General features: G+C 73.2%; 18 protein-coding genes. 6 read left to right on the top strand and 12 right to left on the bottom strand.

From position 1 onward, the window contains the following. Positions 1–10: 10 nt before the first annotated feature. The 7 genes from sigJ to OG500_RS34100 all read right to left on the bottom strand — a co-directional run bounded on the left by sigJ (position 11) and on the right by OG500_RS34100 (position 8,420). On the bottom strand, positions 11–952 hold the full coding sequence (gene sigJ / locus OG500_RS34070; RefSeq protein ID WP_329585898.1) for an RNA polymerase sigma factor SigJ: 942 nt from the start codon (positions 950–952) through the stop codon (positions 11–13). After that, positions 901–1,347: a carboxymuconolactone decarboxylase family protein gene (locus OG500_RS34075; RefSeq protein WP_329585901.1), complete on the bottom strand. Its 447-nt coding sequence runs from the start codon at positions 1,345–1,347 to the stop codon at positions 901–903. The genes sigJ and OG500_RS34075 overlap by 52 nt, the downstream gene beginning before the upstream one ends. Before the next feature lie 119 nt (positions 1,348–1,466). After that, positions 1,467–2,786: a TolB family protein gene (locus OG500_RS34080; protein ID WP_329585904.1), complete on the bottom strand. Its 1,320-nt coding sequence runs from the start codon at positions 2,784–2,786 to the stop codon at positions 1,467–1,469. A gap of 173 nt (positions 2,787–2,959) precedes the next feature. Next, positions 2,960–3,850, bottom strand: coding sequence for a hypothetical protein (locus OG500_RS34085; protein ID WP_327070705.1), 891 nt, complete (start codon positions 3,848–3,850; stop codon positions 2,960–2,962). Between the two features lie 114 nt (positions 3,851–3,964). Next, a complete protein-coding gene (locus OG500_RS34090) occupies positions 3,965–4,660 on the bottom strand; it encodes a TetR/AcrR family transcriptional regulator (RefSeq protein WP_327070706.1) in 696 nt (231 codons plus the stop codon). Then, complete coding sequence (locus tag OG500_RS34095) at positions 4,657–6,144, bottom strand: MFS transporter (RefSeq protein WP_327070707.1); 1,488 nt, start codon at positions 6,142–6,144, stop codon at positions 4,657–4,659. Before OG500_RS34095 ends, OG500_RS34090 begins: the two co-directional genes overlap by 4 nt. 128 nt (positions 6,145–6,272) lie before the next feature. Further along, positions 6,273–8,420, bottom strand: coding sequence for a phosphocholine-specific phospholipase C (locus OG500_RS34100; protein ID WP_329585910.1), 2,148 nt, complete (start codon positions 8,418–8,420; stop codon positions 6,273–6,275). Positions 8,421–8,663: 243 nt separating this feature from the next. Between OG500_RS34100 and OG500_RS34105 the strand changes: the two genes are divergently transcribed. After that, on the top strand, positions 8,664–9,380 hold the full coding sequence (locus OG500_RS34105) for a response regulator transcription factor (RefSeq protein WP_442907099.1): 717 nt from the start codon (positions 8,664–8,666) through the stop codon (positions 9,378–9,380). 81 nt (positions 9,381–9,461) lie between these two features. Here the strand turns inward: OG500_RS34105 and OG500_RS34110 are convergent, their stop codons facing one another. After that, positions 9,462–11,513 (bottom strand): glycoside hydrolase, encoded by a 2,052-nt coding sequence (locus OG500_RS34110; protein WP_329585913.1) that lies wholly within the window; start codon positions 11,511–11,513, stop codon positions 9,462–9,464. 92 nt (positions 11,514–11,605) lie between these two features. Here OG500_RS34110 and OG500_RS34115 point away from each other — a divergent pair, with 92 nt between their 5' ends. Together OG500_RS34115 and OG500_RS34120 are read left to right on the top strand one after the other, a co-directional pair. Continuing rightward, positions 11,606–12,028, top strand: coding sequence for a hypothetical protein (locus OG500_RS34115; protein WP_327070710.1), 423 nt, complete (start codon positions 11,606–11,608; stop codon positions 12,026–12,028). An 80-nt stretch (positions 12,029–12,108) separates the two neighbouring features. Further along, the gene (locus OG500_RS34120; protein ID WP_329585916.1) at positions 12,109–12,930 is read left to right on the top strand and encodes an alpha/beta hydrolase; all 822 of its coding nucleotides are present in this window, start codon (positions 12,109–12,111) and stop codon (positions 12,928–12,930) included. Between the two features lie 26 nt (positions 12,931–12,956). On the opposite strand, the gene OG500_RS34125 is transcribed toward OG500_RS34120, so the two are convergent. From OG500_RS34125 to OG500_RS34135, 3 genes are all read right to left on the bottom strand, one after another. Beyond that, complete coding sequence (locus tag OG500_RS34125; RefSeq protein WP_327070712.1) at positions 12,957–13,331, bottom strand: YybH family protein; 375 nt, start codon at positions 13,329–13,331, stop codon at positions 12,957–12,959. Further along, positions 13,328–13,636, bottom strand: a complete 309-nt coding sequence (locus OG500_RS34130; RefSeq protein WP_327070713.1) for a muconolactone Delta-isomerase family protein — start codon at positions 13,634–13,636, stop codon at positions 13,328–13,330. The genes OG500_RS34125 and OG500_RS34130 overlap by 4 nt, the downstream gene beginning before the upstream one ends. A 144-nt stretch (positions 13,637–13,780) precedes the next feature. Further along, the gene (locus OG500_RS34135) at positions 13,781–14,176 is read right to left on the bottom strand and encodes a BlaI/MecI/CopY family transcriptional regulator (RefSeq protein WP_327070714.1); all 396 of its coding nucleotides are present in this window, start codon (positions 14,174–14,176) and stop codon (positions 13,781–13,783) included. Positions 14,177–14,319: 143 nt separating this feature from the next. On the opposite strand from OG500_RS34135, the gene OG500_RS34140 reads away from it, so the two are divergent. Together OG500_RS34140 and OG500_RS34145 are read left to right on the top strand one after the other, a co-directional pair. Beyond that, positions 14,320–14,967, top strand: coding sequence for a phosphatase PAP2 family protein (locus OG500_RS34140; RefSeq protein ID WP_327070715.1), 648 nt, complete (start codon positions 14,320–14,322; stop codon positions 14,965–14,967). Between the two features lie 407 nt (positions 14,968–15,374). Next, positions 15,375–16,961, top strand: a complete 1,587-nt coding sequence (locus OG500_RS34145) for a glutamate synthase subunit beta (protein WP_329585921.1) — start codon at positions 15,375–15,377, stop codon at positions 16,959–16,961. Between the two features lie 53 nt (positions 16,962–17,014). On the opposite strand, the gene OG500_RS34150 is transcribed toward OG500_RS34145, so the two are convergent. Continuing rightward, the gene (locus tag OG500_RS34150) at positions 17,015–17,368 is read right to left on the bottom strand and encodes a UBP-type zinc finger domain-containing protein (RefSeq protein ID WP_327070717.1); all 354 of its coding nucleotides are present in this window, start codon (positions 17,366–17,368) and stop codon (positions 17,015–17,017) included. Positions 17,369–17,561: 193 nt separating this feature from the next. Here OG500_RS34150 and OG500_RS34155 point away from each other — a divergent pair, with 193 nt between their 5' ends. Next, positions 17,562–18,170, top strand: coding sequence for a YceI family protein (locus OG500_RS34155; protein WP_329585925.1), 609 nt, complete (start codon positions 17,562–17,564; stop codon positions 18,168–18,170). The last annotated feature ends 6 nt before the right edge of the window (positions 18,171–18,176 follow it).

Below are 18,176 nucleotides of genomic sequence, written 5' to 3' on the forward strand. Positions count from 1 at the left end.
CGCCAGGGGATCAGCTGGCCAGATGCGCGAGCTTGTCCGGGTTGACGATGCCGTAGACGTGGCTGATCAGCCCGTCGGCGGCGACATCGAAGACGTAGAGCACCCTGCGGTGTCCGAGCTCGATCAGCAGCGCGGGCGCGTGGTTGAACCGGACGGCGCGGAAGTCGGCCCCCTGGTAGCGGCGGGCGAAGACCGCGGCGAACACCCGGGCGGACTTCACGGCGCCCAGCACCGGCCGCAACCCGGCGCTCACCTTGCCGCCGCCGTCGGTGGTCAGCACCACGTCCTCGCGCAGCACCGCCTTCAGCCGCTCCAGGTCACCGCTCTGCGCGGCGGACAGGAAGGACAGCACCAACTCCCGCCCCCGGGCCGGGTCCGGGGGCGGTGCCGGGCGCGGGGCGGCGGCCACGTGCAGCAGGGCGCGGCGGTGCAGCTGGCGGCAGGAGGCGGCCGGGCGCTCCAGGATCGCGGCGATCTCGTCGTAGGGCAGCGCGAAGGCCTCGCGCAGCACGAAGACGGCGCGCTCGGCCGGGCTGAGCTTCTCCAGCAGCACCAGCACCGCCATCGAGGCCGAGTCGCGCAGCGCCGCCGTCTCCGCCGGGTCCTGCGGGCCGAAGGTGGGCAGCGGCTCGGGCAGCCAGGCGCCGACGTAGCTCTCGCGGCGCACGGCGGCCGAGCGCAACCGGTCCAGGGCGAGACGGGTGACCGTGGTGGTCAGGAAGGCCGCCGGGTTGTCGACGTCCGCGCGGTCGGTCGCGGTCCAGCGCAGATAGGCGTCCTGCACGGTGTCCTCGGCGTCGTGCACCGAGCCCAGCAGTCGGTAGGCGAGGGACAGCAGCATCGGCCGGTGCGCGAGGAAGCTCTCCTCACGCACCGGCGGGGCCGCGGGTGCGGCGGTGCTCACCCGCGCGGGGCCACGACCGCGCGGGTGGAGACGGCGATCCGGTTCCACGCGTTGATCGTAACGATCGCCATCAGCAGGTGGATCAGCTCCTTCTCCTCGTACTGCTCGGCGGCCCGCGCCCACACCTCGTCCGGGACGCCGTGCTCGCCGAGCCGGGTGGCGGCGTCGGTGAGCGCGAGCGCGGCCTGCTCGCGCTCGGTGAACAGGTGCGGGGCCTCCTGCCAGGCCGCGACGACCACCAGGCGCTGGGTGCTCTCGCCCAGCTTGAGGGCGTCGTGGACGTGCATGTCGAGGCAGAACGCGCAGTTGTTGAGGTAGCTGGCGCGCATCTTCACGAGCTCGAAGAGCAGGGGGTCGAGCCGGGTGGCGGAGAACCTGTCGAGTTCGACCATGGCCTGGTAGGCGGCCGGTTCGAGCTGGGCCCAGGCGAGTCGCCGAGTCATCGTGGTGATCCCTTCGTCGTGTCCGATGCCAACTCGACGAGGTGGCGCCGCCGGATGTGACGGGCGGGGGAGTGATGCCGGTCACAGGGCGCCGGTCGGCCCGACAGCGCGGGCCCGTCCTAGGGCAGGCGCAGCGTGAAGGCCTCGGGCGTCTGGTTGGTGTCGCCCGGCAGCAGCGTGCTGCCGTCCGCACCGAAGAGCAGGGTGCTCCCGCAGGCGTCGGTGGCCGCGGGCAGGCCCTCGGGCAGGCCCGACGAGTCGGAGACCTGCAGCAGGCGCTCGGTGGCGTGGGTGCGCAGGTCGTAGCGGTAGTAGCCGTAGCTTCCCGGCGCGGCGCCGGGCAGCAGGTTGTCCGCGGTGGAGGTGAAGAGGACGCGGCGGTCGTCCGCGCTCATCCCGAGCATGGCGGAGTTCCGGTCGCCCTGGGCGCCGCCCGGGGCCGTGCTGACCACGGTGGTGGTGCCGTGGTCCAGGTCGCGCACCATCACCTGGCTCGGCGCGAGGTAGTCGTTGTCGAGCGAGGTGAACACCGCGTAGCGGCCGTCGGCGCTGATCGCTCCCTGGCCGACGGCGGCGGTGCTGCCGTCGGGCTCCACGCTGGCCACGCTGGTGCGTCCGGTGCGCAGGTCGTGCACGTAGAGCGGGTAGAACCGGGCGCGGTGCGGCACCAGGGCCCCGCCGGCGGGGTCGGCCAGGGTCGGGTCCAGCGAGATGAACGACACCCGGGAGCCGTCCGCGCTGATCGACGGTTCGACCGAGCCGTTGCCCGCCTGGCTTCCGTCGCTGTGCACGGAGACCCGCACGGTGCCGCCGGTCCGGCGGTCGAAGACGAAGACGTCGACGGCGTTGTCGGTGTCGCCGGGCACCAGGTCGGTGCGGGTCGAGCGGTAGGCGATGTAGCGCCCGTCCGCGCTGATGGTCGGCTGGTCGCTGTCGCCGGCCTGCGGAAGCCGGCCGTCGCCCGTACTGACCAGCGTGGTGCGGTGGGTGCGCAGGTCGCGCAGGTAGACGTTGGCGACGCCCTTGGTGGCCCCCGGGGCCAGGTTGTCGGCCGTCGAGCTGAAGACGGCGTAGCGCCCGTCGGCGCTGATCCCCCCGCCGCTCCCGTAGGAGTCGGGCAGGCCGCCCGAGCTGCTCAGGTCGACCTCCTCGACCCGCCCGCTGCGCAGGTCGCAGACGAAGACGCCCTGGTTGCCGTTGCCGCCCAGGGGCGTGAGGTTGCCGGCGAGCGAGTCGACCAGCGCGTAGCGGCCGTCCGCGCTCAGTGCGTCCGGGTCGACGCGCTGGTCGGGCTGGGCGCCCCCGGGTGCCAGGCAGACCTGGGTGGGGGCGGGCGGCGCGGCGGCGGCGGCGGGCGCGGCGCCGCCGGCCACGAGGACGGCCGCGGCGCCGCAGGCGCCCGCGGCGGTCAGGATTCCGGCACGACGCAGTCCGAGCATGGGGTCCCCTCCCGAAGCGGCCGTCCCCGCGGCCGGTGACCGGATCAGCCAATCGCTGTCGGCCTGCCCAGTCAACCGGTCGGGGGGACAATGTCCTTACTCCGCCAATGGCTTGACAGAGAGTCAGTCATCCGCTGCGGCAGCGGAGTTCGGCCGCTGGCCGGGAGGTCAGGTCACTGCAGGGTGACGATCGTGTGCATCCCCAGCACCGCGTGCGGGACGCCGGTGCGCTCGTCGGGCACCATGCAGAGCAGCACGTAGCGCCCGGGCTGCAGGCCGTGCGCCTGCACCGAGGCGGTGTGGTCGCTGGACAGGGCGCCGAGTCCGGTGGCCGGCCCGGTGAACGGCGACTGGGCCGGGCGGCCGAGCTGCACGTTCCGCAGGTACTGCCCGATCTGCTCCTCGGTGGTGTCCGCGCCGATCGGCCGCAGCTCCATCTCGTGGATCTGGTCGGACGCGTCGTGCACCAGGTAGGCCAGGTGGGCGTGGTCGACGTCCTCGGTCTGGAAGCGCTGATCGTGCTCGATCACGATGCCGTCGTCGAAGCGGGCCTGGTTGGCGCTCTGCCCGTTGGTGCCGGCCAGGGTCAGCAGCTTGGCGACCGGGTGCGCCGGGTCGTCGCGCAGCGCGGTGAGGTCGAGCAGGTAGACCGGGCCGGGTGCGATCTCCTCGGTGAACTGCTCGTGCACCTGCGGGGTGACCAGCGCTCCGCCCAGCAGGTCCGCCTCCTGGTTCACGGCCCGGATGCCCTGGGCCGCGGTGTGCGGTGCGGAGCTGACGGCCTTGGCGAGGTCCTGGTAGACCTGTTCGGGCGTCACGCCGTCGTGCGGGCGCAGCAGCTGGAGCTGCCGGCCGTTCGGGTCGTCCGTCTTGACCCGGAAGCTGACCAGGCCGCCCTTGGCGCTGTCCGGCGCCTGCAGGCCCGAGGCGCCGATGCTCACCTCGATGGGGTGGTCCTCGGGGGAGGCGGCGCCGGCCACCCCGCTCGCGCCGAGGCTGGCCGTCAGGGCGAGGGCCGAGACCGTCGCCGCCCGGGCCAGCCTTGTGAACACGTACTCCGACATGAAGATCCTTCCGACGGGTTGTCACCGGCGCGAAGCATCCCCCGCGGCGCTCGGCAGACCACCCGTGGCGCCAGAAGGCGACCGTTCGGACTATCGGTTCAGCGGATCGCCGGCTCAGCGGCGCGCCGGGCGCAGCGGCACACCGGTGGCGACCAGAGAGTCGTCCGCGGGCCGGTACGGCAGCGCCTGGTCGGCGGGGCGGAAGCCGGCCAGGTGCACGGCGAGGTAGCGGCGCCAGGCGTCGGGGGCCTGGCCGACGGTGTCCTCGATCAGGCTGCGCATCGACAGCACGCAGAGGTAGACGTCGGTCAGGGTCAGGTCGGTGCGGACGGTGCCGGCCTGCTGAGCCTGCTTCAGCAGCGCGTCGGCCGCCGCCCACAGCTCGGTGCGGCGGGTGTCGGCGGCCGGCGGGGCGATCTGCCACAGGCGTGAGAGGCAGCCGCAGTGTGCGGCCATCGCCCGGCCCATGTTCCACAGCGCGGCCTCCAGGGCCTGGCCGGGCGGTTCCTCGGCCAGCACCTGGCGGGTGCTGTCGAGCAGGTGGTCGAGGAACTCGTCGTTCAGCGCGGTGATCAGCGCGTCTTTGGTGGGGAAGCGCCGGTAGAGGGTGCCCATGCCGACCCCGGCCCGCCGGGCGATCTCCTCGACCCCGGCGTCGGGGCCGAGTTCGGCGAAGACCTCCCAGGCGGCCCGCAGCAGCCGCTCCCGGTTCTGCGCCGCGTCACGGCGCAGCGCCTTGGCGCCGGTCGGTGTGGTGCCGGCCGGTGCGGGTCCGGCTGCGGCGGGTCCGCCTGGGGGGCTGGTGGTCATGCGACGGTCGATTCCTCGGGTCCGGGTGCCTGGTTCGGTACGGCCCGGAGCTCCGGCCCGGCGTCCGCCGTGCCCGTGCGCCGGGTCGGGATGAGCAGCGCGGCGACCGCCGCGAGCACCGCGGCCCCGGTGAGGAACCAGAACGTGCCGGTGTATCCCGAGTCCGGGGGGAACGGGTGGGTGGCGGTCACCCCGGAGGCCAGGATACTGGCCGCCACGCTGCTGCCGATCGCGCCACCGATGGTGCGGATGTTGGCGTTCATGCCGCTGGCCACGCCGGTCTGCGCCGGCGGCACCGCCTCGACCACGATCGAGGACATCGAGGAGAAGGCCAGCCCCATGCCGATGCCCATCAGGCTGGAGGCCAGGTAGATCTGCCAGCCCCGGTCATGGGCCAGCGAGAGCAGCGCGAACGGCAGGATGGTGAACGTGCCGCCGACGACCAGCACCAGCTTGGAGCCGAACCGCGCGGCCAGCGGCCCGGTCAGCACGCCGAGCACGAACATGCCGATGGTCATCGGCAGCATGTAGACGCCCGACTGGGTGATGCTCGCGCTGAAGCCGTAGCCGGCCAGCTTGGCGGGGGTCTGCACCAGCTGCGGCAGGAAGGTCATCGCGGTGTACATCACGACGCCGAACAGCAGCGCGACCAGGTTCGCGGTCCAGACGGCGGGTATCCGCATCATCCGCATGTCGATCAGCGGTGCCTCGGAGCGCAGCTCGACCACGATCCAGAGCGCGGCGAAGACCACGGCGGCGGCGAACAGGCCGAGGATCCGGCCCGATCCCCAGCCCCAGCTCGGACCCTCGCTGACCGCGAGCAGCAGGGCGACCAGCCACACGGAGAGCAGCAGTGCCGCGCCCCAGCTGATCCGCCCGGGGGTGCGCACCGGGGACTCGGGGACGAACAGCAGGGTGGCGACGGTGGCGATGGCCGTCATGATCATCGGGAACCAGAAGAGCCAGTGGTAGTCCAGGTGGTCGACGATCGGACCGGCCAGCAGCAGGCCCAGGCCGCCGCCCACCGCGGTGAGCGCGGCGGTGACGCCCACCGCACCGCGCACCCGGGCAGCCGGGAACTCGTCGCGGATGATGCCGAAGGCCAGCGGCAGCACGCCGCCGCCCAGGCCCTGGATGACCCGGGCGACGATCATCAGGCCGATCGAGTTCGACAGGCCGGCCAGCGCGGAGCCCGCGGTCAGCGCCACCAGCGTGACCACGAGCATCCGCTCCTTGCCGGCCTTGTCGCCGATCCTGCCCAGGATCGGCGTGGCGACGGAGGCCGACAGCAGATAGCCGGTCATCAGCCAGGTGGCGGTGTCCTGGCTGGTGTGCAGGTGCTGCATCAGGGTCGCGAGCACCGGGATGATCAGCGACTGCAGCAGCGAGTAGGCCGCGACCCCGAGGAGCAGCACGGCGAAGGTGACGTTGTAGTGCGGGCGGGCCTTGGTCTGAGCCGTGGCCGCCGTGGAAGTCCGAGCCATAGGTGTGGGCCCCAGGTGGGTAGGAAGCGGAGATTCAACTCCGGATAAGCAGGCTCAAGGAAGCTAGCAGAACCGGAGAGAGGACTCCGCATCGGGGCCCACACCGTGTGGCGGCTCGGCCCGCCGACTCAGCCGGCTGCCGGCCCCGGGTCGCTGGTGCTGTGGTCACCGTTCTCCAGGTGACCGGCGTAGCGGCGCTCGAAGAGCGCGCCGTCCACCGCGCTCACCTGCACGTCGTACCAGTTGCCCTGGCCGCCGGTGTGCCAGCTGTACTCCAGGGTGTCGTGCGCCTTCAGCACCCGGGTGACCTGTGCCTTGCCGTCGCGCTGGTAGGAGTTGGCCACCCGTACCGTGCGCCGGTCCTTGCCGTGGTTGCGGATGCGCACCCGGACCTCGTCCCGGCCGCTCTCCGAGAACGTCACCGACAGGTCCTCGCCGCCCTGGCCCTGGAACTCGAAGAGGCTGCCGTTGGGTCCGTGGGCGGCCAGCTGGTAGGGCTCGCCGGCGGACACCGTCCAGAAGTCCTGCAGCGTGTCGTGCGCGGCGACGGTGTAGCGCCGCGGCGCCGCGGTGGGGTGCTGCCGGTCCTGGACCTGGAAGGCGGCGCCGATCCTGCCGTGGTTGCGCAGCTTGAGCTGGACCTTGCCGCTCTCCCGCGGGCCCTCGTTGACCAGCGCCCGGTAGCCCAGCGGGCGGGCCGGGCGGGTGCCGGGCTCCTGGGCGGGCATCGTCTGCGGCACCGCCACGCTGTAGGGCTTGCCCTGGCCCGCGATCGGCGCCGGCACCTGGAAGTGCACCGGGGTCGGGTCGGCCTTGCCCTTGAAGTCGAACATCGAGGTGAGGTCGCCGCAGACGGCCCGGCGCCAGTCGCTGATGTACGGCGAGGCGATGCCGAAGCGCTGCTCCAGGAAGCGCAGCACCGAGGTGTGGTCGAAGGTCTCCGAGCAGACGTAACCACCGCGCGACCAGGGCGAGATGGCGATCATCGGCACCCGCGGGCCGAGGCCGATGGGCTGCAGCCCGGTGGGGCCCACGGTGCCGGCCGGGCTGGTCCACGGACGGCTCGTCATGTCCAGGAACTCGTCCTGCAGACTGGCCGCCAGGCTCTCGGAGACCATGCCCTCGCCGCCGGGCGCGCTGTGCAGCGGCGGCACCGGGGGCAGCACGTGGTCGAAGAGGCCGTCGTTCTCGTCGTAGTCGAGCAGCAGCACGGTGCTGCCCCACACCTCCGGGTCGGCGGTCAGCGCCTCCATCACCAGGTTGATGTAGTAGGCGCCGTCCGTGGGCGAGGAGGACGGGTGCTCGGAGTACTGGGCCGGCGGGACGATCCAGGTCACCTGGGGGAGCGTGCCGTTCTTCACGTCCTGGGCGAACTCGACCAGCGTGTGGTCGCTGGCGCCCTTCTGGACCAGCGGGCTGTTGGGATCGGCGCCGTCGGCGGGCTGGAAGTTGTGGAAGAACATCAGCGAGTTGTCGGTGAAGTTGTCCGTGGGCTGGCCGGGGATCCCGCTGCCGCCCTGGTACAGCTTCCAGCTGACGCCCGCCTGCTCCAGCAGCTCGGGGTAGGTGGTCCAGGTGTAGCCGTTGGTGTCGTCCCGCTCGCCGGTGGCCGGGCCGTTGAGCTTGGTCTTGCCGTAGACGTTGCGCGGGTCCATCGTGCCGGTCCACAGGTAGATCCGGTTGGGCGCGGTGTCGGCGTGCACGGAGCAGTGATAGGCGTCGCCGATGGTGAACGCCTCGGCCAGCGCGTAGTGGTAGAGCAGGTCCTGCCGCTTGAGGTGGCCCATCGTCAGGACGTCCTGCTTCTGGGTGACCCAGGAGTCCCAGCGCCCCTCGTTCCAGGCCTGGTGGCCGCTGGGCCAGCCGTGGTCGGTGCCCGCGGTGTGCTCGGTGGTGCTGCGCGGGTCGATGTACCAGGGCAGCACCTCGCTCTCGCTCGCCGGCAGGTTGCGGCCCTGGTAGCGGGCGGTCCTGATGGTGCTGACCGGCTGGTGGAAGACCGGCTTGCCGTTGGGCAGCAGCGCCGGCCGCGGGTCGGCGAAGCCGCGCACGCCGCGCAGGGTGCCGAAGTAGTGGTCGAAGGAGCGGTTCTCCTGCATCAGGATCACCACGTGCTGGACGTCCTTGATGGACCTGGTGCGGGAGATGGCGGGCAGCGCCATCGCCTTGGCGATGGCCGGCGGGAACATCGACAGGCCGGCCGCGGCGGCACCCGCGCCGCCGAGCTGGAGGAACCTGCGACGGCCGAGCTGGGGGGAGGTCTCGGAGGAACCCATGGATCTGCCATTTCTGAGCGGACTTGGCTGGACAACTAAAACCCTTCAGTTGACGGGGGACCAGGAGGGGGCGGGCAGGGGGCGGCCACGTGAGCATCGGTACAACTTTGACTTCGTGCACGGCGCTTCCCTTTCGGGCACGGTGGCTGTCGTGTAGTGCCGGCCGATGGAACCGGAGGTGCTGCTTCCGGCGTCCTTGTCCGCTGGTTGCCCGGTCGGTGGCCGCGTTCCCGGGTGGAGAGGGTGGACGGTGTGAGTGGCGGGCTGCGGGTGCTGGTCGTCGACGACGATCCCGAGGTGCGCGAGGCGGTGGAGACCGGCCTCGCGGTCGAGGGCTACCAGGTGCGCGGCGCCGCCGACGGGCTGACCGCGCTGACCGAGGTCGCCGCCTGGCAGCCGGACGCGCTGGTGCTGGACGTGATGATGCCGGTACTGGACGGGCTGGCGGTCTGCCGCCGGCTGCGCGGGCTCGGGGACCAGCTGCCGATCATCGTGCTCACCGCGCGGGACTCGGTCAGCGACCGGGTGGACGGGCTGGACGCGGGGGCCGACGACTACCTGGTCAAGCCGTTCGCACTGGACGAACTCACCGCCCGGCTGCGCGCGGTGCTGCGCCGCACCGCGCCCGACGCAGGGGAGCGCGAGGGGCGGCACGGCCGGGACGGCGGGGGCTTCGAGGACCTGACGGTGGACCCCGTCGCCCGCACCGGCAGCCGCCGCGGGCGCCCGCTGTCCTTCTCGCGCACCGAGTTCGCCCTGCTGGAGCTGTTGCTGCGCCACCCCGGGCAGGTGCTCGCCCGGGAGACGATCATGGAGCGGGTCTGGGGCACCGACTTCGGCCCCGCCTCCAACTCGCTGGCGGTGTACATCGGTTACCTGCGCCGCAAGCTGGAGGCGGGGGGCGAGCCGCGCCTGGTGCACACCGTGCACGGGGTGGGGTACCGGCTGGACGTGCGCTGAGCCCGTGCCGCCGGAGTCCGCTGCCGCGGGGGCCCCTCGGGCCGCCGCCGTCCGTCCGCCGCCGTCCGTCCCGGCGCCGCGCTACTTCAGCGGTGCCTGCGGCAGCGTGGTCGGGCAGAGCCGGCGCGGCTGCCGGTCGCCCTTGAGCTTGGCGTCCACGCAGCCGCCCGGCAGCGCGTCCGCGCCCGAACCGTACGCGCTGGTACCGAAGTTGGCGGTGACCTGGAGCACGCCGTCGCCGAAGGCGGTCTGCTGCACCTGGTGGTCGGCGCTCAGGTAGCGGAAGCCGGTCATCGGCTGCGTTCCGGCGGCTTCGTGCAGTGGTGCGAAGTACTGCTGCAGTGCGGCCAGTTGCTTGCCGTCGGTGTTCAGCGTCGGGCCGTTGAGGACCAGGTTGAGCGGGGTGTTCTGCAGGACCGCCTGGAGCGCCCGGGTGGTCTCCAGGGCGGGGAGCTTGGTGTAGGACAGCTCCCAGCGGTCCAGGTTGACCTGGACGTCGTGCAGCGCGGTCTCCAGCAGCGGGATCCGGTAGGCGGGGTCGAACATCTCCTTGGCCAGGTCGGCCGGCAGGTCGGCCGGCTTGAAGAAGATGCCCGGCCCGCCGGCCGGTGCGTAGCCGCCCCAGACGTCCTTGTTCTTCTCCAGCGGCCACAGCCCGTCCGCCGGCGGGGTCAGCGAGCCGTGGCTGAAGGCGATGACCGGGCTCGCCCAGCTGTGCGCGGCCTCCGAGCCGAGCACCAGCTTGTCCGGGCCGGACAGTTGGCGCATCCGGGCGATCCGGTTGGCCTCGTCCTGCTGCTGGTTCATCGGGTGGTCGGCGCTGTAGTCGTCGTACAGCTCGCCCGCCGCATCGACGTCCAGGAAGTAGCTGTTCGACCCGTTGGCGGTCATCTGCGCGGTGCGCTGGGCGAGGACGTCACCGTGCTGCGCGAAGGCCTGCGAGCTGAGGTAGCAGCCGCGGTCGTGGAAGCCCGCGAGCACCGAGCCGTCCTGCTGGTGCACGCAGTAGTCCGGGTAGACCGGGGTCGGCCAGACGGAGGTGGGCGCGTCGGCGGTGCTCGGGTCCTGCCCGTTGGCGAACGAGTCGTAGGGGCCGACCAGATAGCCCGCCTGCTTGGCAGCGGCCACCGCGGCGGCGTCCATCGGCTGGTCGTCGGCGTCGTAGCCGAGCCAGAGCCGGGACAGGCCCAGCGCCTGCATCTGCTGCACGCCCTGCGCGGTGCGGGCGCTGCCCCAGGTGTAGGCGTGGAAGGCGCCGAGCAGCTTGCCGACCTCCGGGTTGGCGGCGATCTTGCTCTGCAGGGTGACCAGTTGGCCGTGCTCGTCCAGCCAGCGGCGGTAGTCCTGCGCGGGGGCGACGGGGGAGGGGTTGGTGAGGGCGAAGGTGACGGTGTAGTCCTGGGTGCCCGCGCGCCGGGAGAAGGTGTGCACGGCGGTGCCGCGCAGCCGGCCGTCCTGCGAGGCGAGGCCGAGCGAGGTGCCGATCGGCTGCGGGACCAGGTAGCTGACGCCCTGGCCGCCCAGCGTGTAGCCCCACAGCGGCATGCTGAGGTCGGCTTCGAGGTCGTAGCTCTTTCCGGCCACCCCGGTGTCGGTGGAGTTCCAGAACGGGTCGCCGACCGGCAGGCCCAGCCCCTCGCCGCTCGGCAACTGCAGCTGGGTGGCGGCCGGATCGGTGCCGGTGACCGGCCAGGGCAGGGTGGCGCCGTCCCGCTCGTTGTGGACGGTCACCTGCAGCCGGCCGCGCACCGCGGCGGCGGTGACGCTCAGGCCGTGCTCCGGCAGCGTCCAACTCGCGCTGCCGCCCCGTACGGTGACCCGGCCGGGCTGCCCCAGCGGCTGCGCCGCGGGGGCCGAGAGCGTCAGGGTGCGCCCGTCACGGCCGCGCGCGGTCAGCGCGAGCGTGTCGGTCCGCAACTGCGCGAGACCGCCGTTGACCGGGATCTCCAGCAGGGTGCCGTGCAGGCGGATCGCGGCGTCGCCGTGTGCCGCGCCCGTGGGCCGGGCACTCGCGCCGTAGGCGGTGGACCAGGTGGTGCCGGTCAGGGTGCAGGCGCTCACCAGGGCGAGCGCCGCCAGCGCCGCCCGGCGTCGGGTGCGGGTGGCCGGTCGGCGGGGGATCGTGGTTGTCATGCGGAGAAAGGATGCTGACTGGTCATAAGAGCTGCTCTTAGGAACATCTGTGGGCGGCACGGTGGGCGGCGTGGGAGCGGTACGGTGACGGGGTGACACCGGACGATACGCTGCGTGCGTTGGCCGCCCTGGAGGCCGCCTGGCGGCAGGACAGCCGCGCCCTGGAGGCGCTGGCGGAGTGCGGGCCGGGCGAGACGCGGCTGCCGGTCCTGGTCGCCGACTACGGCGACCTGGTCCTCGATTCCATGCTCTCGCTGGCCTGCGGCATCCACGGCGGGATGGACGAGGCGGAGTTCGACGCCGCGATGGAGCGCAAGGAGGCCGACGTGACCGTGCGGATGTGCGCGGCGCTCGGCCGGACGCTCAAGAGCTGGGCCGCCACCGCCCCCGACAGCGCCTCGGGCGACGTGGCCCGCGCGGTGGTGGACGCCGTGCACACCTTCACCGCGGCCGGCGAGGAGGACGTGCTGCGCCTGCTCGCGGCACTGCGGGCCGGCGTGCTGGGCGGCAGCTGACCGGTTGGCGGGCGCTCCGACCGGCCCCTGTTCGGGCCGGGCCCGACCGGATACCGTGTGATCGACCCGGAGGTGACCCGATGTCCGTCGACCCCACCGTGCTCGCCGCGCTGCCGACCGGCGACGACGCGCCGCAGCCCGACCGGACCCTCTGCTACGGCCCGCATCCCGACCAGGTGATCGACCTGCGCCGCCCGCCCGGCCGGCCCCGCGCCCTGCTGGTGCTGCTGCACGGCGGCTTCTGGCGCCCCGCGATCGACCGCGCCCACGCGGCCCCGCTGGCCGCCGCGCTGGCCGCAGCCGGGTACCTGGTGGCGGTGCCCGAGTACCGGCGCGCCGGGTTCCCGGAGATCTTCGACGACATCGCCGCCGCCATCGACCTGCTGGCCACCGGCGCGGGCGAGCCGGCGCAGCCGGAGTGGGCGGGCCTGCCCGTCGTCCTGGTCGGCCACTCGGCCGGCGGCCACTTCGCGCTGTGGACCGCCGCCCGCCCGCACCTGCCCGCCGATTCCCCGTGGCACACCGACCGCACCCCGGACGCCGTCCTGGCACTGGCCGCCTGCTCCTGCCTGACCGAGTGCGACGCATGGAAGCTGGGCGAGGACGCCACCACCGCGATGATGGGCGGCCGGGCGGCCGAACTGCCCGGCCGCTACGCCCTCGCCGACCCCGCGCGGCTGCTCCCGCTCACCGTCCCGACCACCCTGCTCCACGGCGCCGCCGACGAGCGGGTCCCGGTCGAGCTGAGCCGGATCTTCGCCGAGCGCGCCCGGGCGGCCGGCCCGGCACCGACCCTGGTCGAGCTGCCCGGCGCCGGCCACTTCACCCTGATCGACCCGCACACCCCCGCCTGGCCCGCCCTGCTCGCGGCCCTGGACGGCCTGCGGGAGCAGCTGGGGTGATGCGCCGGAAGGCGCGGCCGGGTGGCTCAGTCGAGCCGGGAGACCTGGTAGTGGGCCAGGCGCCAGGTGCCGTCCTCGGCGCGCTGGGCCAGCACGCTGAGCCAGATGCCCAGGGTGGGGCGGTCGGTGAAGGCGAAGTCGACGCTCAGGTAGCCGAGTACGAGGTCCTCGGTGAGCTGCCTGGTCTCCAGGATCCGGTAGGCGGCCGTCATGCCCAGGGGCTGGGAGGCGTAGTACTCGGCGACGCCCTGTGGACCGACGCTGTAGGGGTGCAGGCCCTGGAAGACCGCGTCCGGGGTGAAGAGGGCGGCGACCTGGTGCGGTTCGTGCGCGTCGACGGCTGCCTTCCAGCGGTCGAGCACGCCGCGCAGGACCGCCTCGGCGGCGGGGGTGGTGGTCATCGGGGGCTCCCGTAGGAGGCGGCCGGGTCGCTCGGGTGCGGGGAGAGCGGCGTCACGGTGTCCTGGCGCCACACCCGCAGCGGCATCGAGGCGAGCAGCTCCTCCAGCCGCTCCTCGTCCGGCGCGCTGAACAGGCCCCAGGTGCGCCACTCGCCGGGGGCGAGCGGTGGCCGCCACAGCCGCAACAGGCTGCCCTGGGCGGCGAGTTCTTCTGACCGGGCGGACTCCTCGGCCCGGATCCGGGTCACCGTCTCCTCGGACGTCCCCGCGGGGACGGTGGTGACCATGTCGACCAGGAACTCCATGGGCGGCCCTCTCCTCGGTACGTCAGCACGTCGGTGCACGTCGGAACGTCGGCACGTCAGAGAGCGCGTCCGGCCGGCACCGGACCACGGTAGGCCCTGGCCGGCGGTTCGTGTCGGATCAGCGCGCGGGGCCGGGCGCCGGGCTCATTGCCCGGGCGGCTCTTCGACGCCGAGGAGCCGGCGCAGCAGTGCCTCGTCGTCCGGTGACAGGTCGTCGACGAAGCGGCTGAGCACGGCCTTGCGGTCGGGGTCGGACTCCATGGCCCGGCGCATCCGGCGGGCGGTGAGGCCGTGGGTGTCGGTGACGGGGGCGTAGGCGTAGGCGCGGCCCTGCTTGGTGCGGGTGAGCAGCCCCTTGTCGCGCATCCTGGTCAGCACGGTGACCACGGTGGAGTACGCCAGGGCGCTGCCGAGGCGGGTCAGGACCTCGCCCGCGGTGAGCGGCGCACCGGCCGACTGGAGCTGGGCCAGGACCTCGGCCTCCAGGGCGCCCACCGGTCTTCGCTCGCCCGAAGCCCCCGCCGCTTGCCTGGAGTTCACCCGGTGGTCACCTTCTCGTATAGTGTCTACAGTCCTGTAGTACTTCTACGGCAGTGTAGAAGGAGGCTCGCTGCCGAGTCTGCCAGGCCAGCGGGCTCGGCGAATCCGACGGCGCGCCGCACCGACCCGGAGAGAGCCCCACCTTGACGACAGTCCACCCCGCGGCCCACCTCGCCTTCGACGGCTCCGGTATCGACGGCTCGCTGTTCACCTCCGTCACCGGCTTCGCGCGCGACACCAAGTGGCTCAACACCCCGCTCGACCTGTGGACCAACGCGGGCCTGGCAGTGTTCGCCGTCCTGATGCTGCTGGGCTGGTGGAACGCCCGCCGCCGGGACGACCGCACCATGACCCTCGCCCTGGCCGCGCCGATCGCGGTCGGCTTCGCCTTCGCGGTGGCCGAGGTGGCCAAGAAGCTGGTCGCCGAGGTGCGGCCGTGCTACTCGCTGCCGCACGCCTACTTCGTCGACTCCTGCCCGGTGCGCACCGACTACGCCTTCCCCAGCGGCCACAGCACCACCGCCTTCGCCACCGTCGCGGCCCTGTGGCTGCTCGACCGGCGGCTCGCGGCGATCGCCACCGGCTTCGCCTTCTTCGAGGGCTTCACCCGGGTCTACCTCGGCGACCACTACCCGCACGATGTCATCGGCGCGGCCCTGCTCGCCCTGCCGGTGGCCTTCCTGGCGAGCTGGTTCCTGGGGCGCGTCGCCGTTCCGCTGGTGGGGCGGCTGCGTGACGGGGCGCTGGCGCCGGTGCTGACCGCGGCCCGGCCCGCGCACGCGGCTCGCTGACGGCGGGCTCCGTCGTCGGCAGGCCTCGGCGACGGCGCGCGTTTGCCCGACGGGATACCGGAACCCCGCAGGGGTATCCTCGCGGCGAGCACCGATCGGGACCGCCGGGCAAATTGCACACAGCGGCGCTGACCCTGCGCGTCGGCTGACACGACGTGGTGGGCCCGTCGGTGCTGTCGCACCGGCGGGCCCACGGTCGTGCGAGGCGGAGCGTAGAGCGGAGGAGAAGGCCATCGCGCCACCCGCGTTCGTCAAGCGCCTGCAGCGCGTGCAGCGCGCCGCTGGACGGGGGTGCACGCGGTTCTGCTGTCGCTTTTACATCCGGCGAAACGGGCATAAAGTGGCCAGACGAGGGCGCGCGCCGATGCCGGGCGCGACCGATGCGGCGGATGTGACGGAGGCGGCCGATGGCCGATCCGAAGGGCTTCCTGACCACCCCGCGCCAGACCTGGCCCCGTCGTTCGGCCGCCGAGCGGGTCGCCGACTGGAACGAGGTCAACGAGGTCTACGCGGGTCAGCGCCTGCTGCCGCTCGTCGGCCGCCAGGCCGGACGCTGCATGGACTGCGGCATCCCCTTCTGTCACGACGCCTGCCCGCTGGGCAACCTCATTCCGGACTGGAACGACCTGGTCTACCGCGACAACTGGCAGGCCGCGGCGGAACGGCTGCTCGCGACCAACAACTTCCCGGAGTTCACCGGGCGCCTGTGTCCGGCGCCCTGCGAGAGCGCCTGCGTGCTGGCCATCGACTCCGAGCCGGTCACCATCAAGAGCATCGAGGCCGCCATCGCCGAGCAGGCCTGGCAGCTGGGTTGCGAGCGACCGCTGGCCCCGCCCGGGCCCTCCGGCCGCAGTGTGGCGATCGTCGGCTCCGGGCCGGCCGGCCTCGCCTGCGCCCAGCAGCTGACCCGGGCCGGACACCGGGTGGCGGTGTACGAGCGGGCCGACCGGATCGGCGGACTGCTGCGCTACGGCATCCCCGGCTTCCGGCTGGAGAAGCGACTGCTGGACCGGCGGCTGCACCAAATGTGCCTGGAGGGAACCGAGTTCCACCCCGGCGTCACGGTCGGCGCCGACCTCTCGGCCGCCGAGCTGCGGGCCCGCCACGACGCTCTGGTGGTCGCGGTCGGTGCTACCTGCTGGCGCGAACTGGCGGTGCCTGGGCGCGAGTTGCGCGGCGTCCACCAGGCGATGGAGTATCTGCCGCTGGCCAACCGGGTGTTGGAGGGCGACTTCGCCGCCCCCGCGATCAGCGCCCGGGACAAGCGGGTCGTGATCGTCGGCGGCGGCGACACCGCCGCCGACTGCCTGGGCACCGCGCTGCGCCAGGGCGCCGCCGGGGTCACCCAGCTCGACATCAACCCGCGCCCGGGCGAGCGGCGCACCGCCGAGCAGCCCTGGCCCGTCCACCCCAAGACCTACCGGCTGACCGCCTCGCACGAGGAGGCCCAGGCCCTGACCTGCGGCTGCGACGGCTCCGACGGTCCTCGTGACAGCTCCCGCGACGGCTCCCGGCAGGCCTGGGACGCACCGGTGGCCGACGCGCCCGGAGCCTCGCCGGTGGCGGGGGCGGATGCGCGGATCTTCTCCGCCGCCACGCTGCGCCTGTCGGGCGACCCGCAGGGCCACGTCGCCGCACTGCACCTGGCCGAGGCCGAACCGGCCGACCGCCGGCCGCGCCCCGGCACCCACCAGGCGATCCCGGCCGACCTGGTGCTGATCGCGCTCGGCTTCTGCGGCCCGGAGCCGGACAGCCCGCTGCTCGGCGAACTGGCGCTGGACCTCACCCCCGAGGGGACCTTCGCCCGGGACCACGGGTTCGCCACCCAGGTGGACGGCGTCTTCGTGGCCGGTGACGCGGGGCGCGGACAGTCGCTGATCGTCTGGGCGATCGCCGAGGGCCGCGCGGCGGCAGCCGCCGTGGACCGCTACCTGACCGGTGCCACCGCCCTGCCGGCGCCGATCACGCCGGCGGACCGGCCGCTGGTGGTGTGAGGGCCGAAGTCCGTCACCCGTGCGCAGTGCGCCGGTGATGCTCTGGTGCAGCTCTAGTGCAGGAGTTCCTGCCAGTTGGCGGGGACCTTGCCGGCCGGGCCCGGGGTCGGCTGGGTGGCCGGGTGGGCGGTGGGGGAGGCGAGTGCCGGGCCCTCGTAGTACTCGTTGGTCTCCAGGTTCCAGAACCACTCCTCCCCGGGTTCGAAGCTGGCCAGGAACGGGTGGCCGGCCTGGCGCGCGTGCTTCGTCGCGTGCTGGGCGGGCGAGGAGTCGCAGCAGCCGATGTGGCCGCAGGCCGCGCACCGCCGCAGGTGGAACCACCAGCCGCCACCGGCCAGGCACTCCGCGCAGCCGTCGCCGCTGGGCACGGCGGTGGGGTCGATTCCCGGGATCGATGCGCCGGTCATGGCTGCCTCCTCGGCTCTGCGGCCTGTCCCCACCAGCCTGGCCCGGCCGTGGCGGTGCTGCCAGTCCGGCGGGCGGCCACGGCCCGTTTCACGGACTCTGCCGGGTGGGCGACGGCCCGTGCGGACGACCGCGCGCCGGCTTCGTCCTAGGCTGGCTGAGGGGGACACCGGCACCGCTGTTCAGGGAGCTGCCATGGCCACCACGACCTGGTTCTTCGAGCCCAGCCACACCGGTGCGGAGTTCCGCGCCAGACACATGATGGTCACCTACGTACGCGGCCAGCTGAAGAACGTACGGGGTTTCCTGGAGGTCGACCCGGACGATCCGGAGCAGGCGCGGATCGAGGCGACGATCGACGCCACCCAGGTGTACACCGGCGCGCCCGAGCGGGATGCGCATCTGCGCAGCGCCGACTTCTTCGACGTCGAGCACTTCCCGACCTGGACCTTCGTCGGCTCGCGGGTCCACCAGGTGAGCGCGAGCGGGTTCGAGGTCACGGGCGAGCTCACCATCCGCGGGGTGACGCGTCCGGTCACCTTCGACGTGGCCTACCTGGGGCAGTGGGACACCCCGTGGTGGGAGGACGGGCGCGACCTCGGCCCCCGGCGGCGCGCCGGATTCGCGGCCACCACCCGGATCAACCGCCAGGACTTCGGCGTGAGTTGGAACGACGTGGTGGACCGGGGCGGGGTGGTGGTGAGCAACCTGGTCGACGTCGAGGTCGATGTCGAGGCGGTCCTGGAGACCGTCCCCGACCCGGTCCCCGACCCGGTCCCCGACACCGGTGGCACGTCCGACTGACGGAGC

Origin of the sequence: Kitasatospora sp. NBC_01250, assembly GCF_036226465.1 — a bacterium.
GTDB lineage: Bacteria > Actinomycetota > Actinomycetes > Streptomycetales > Streptomycetaceae > Kitasatospora.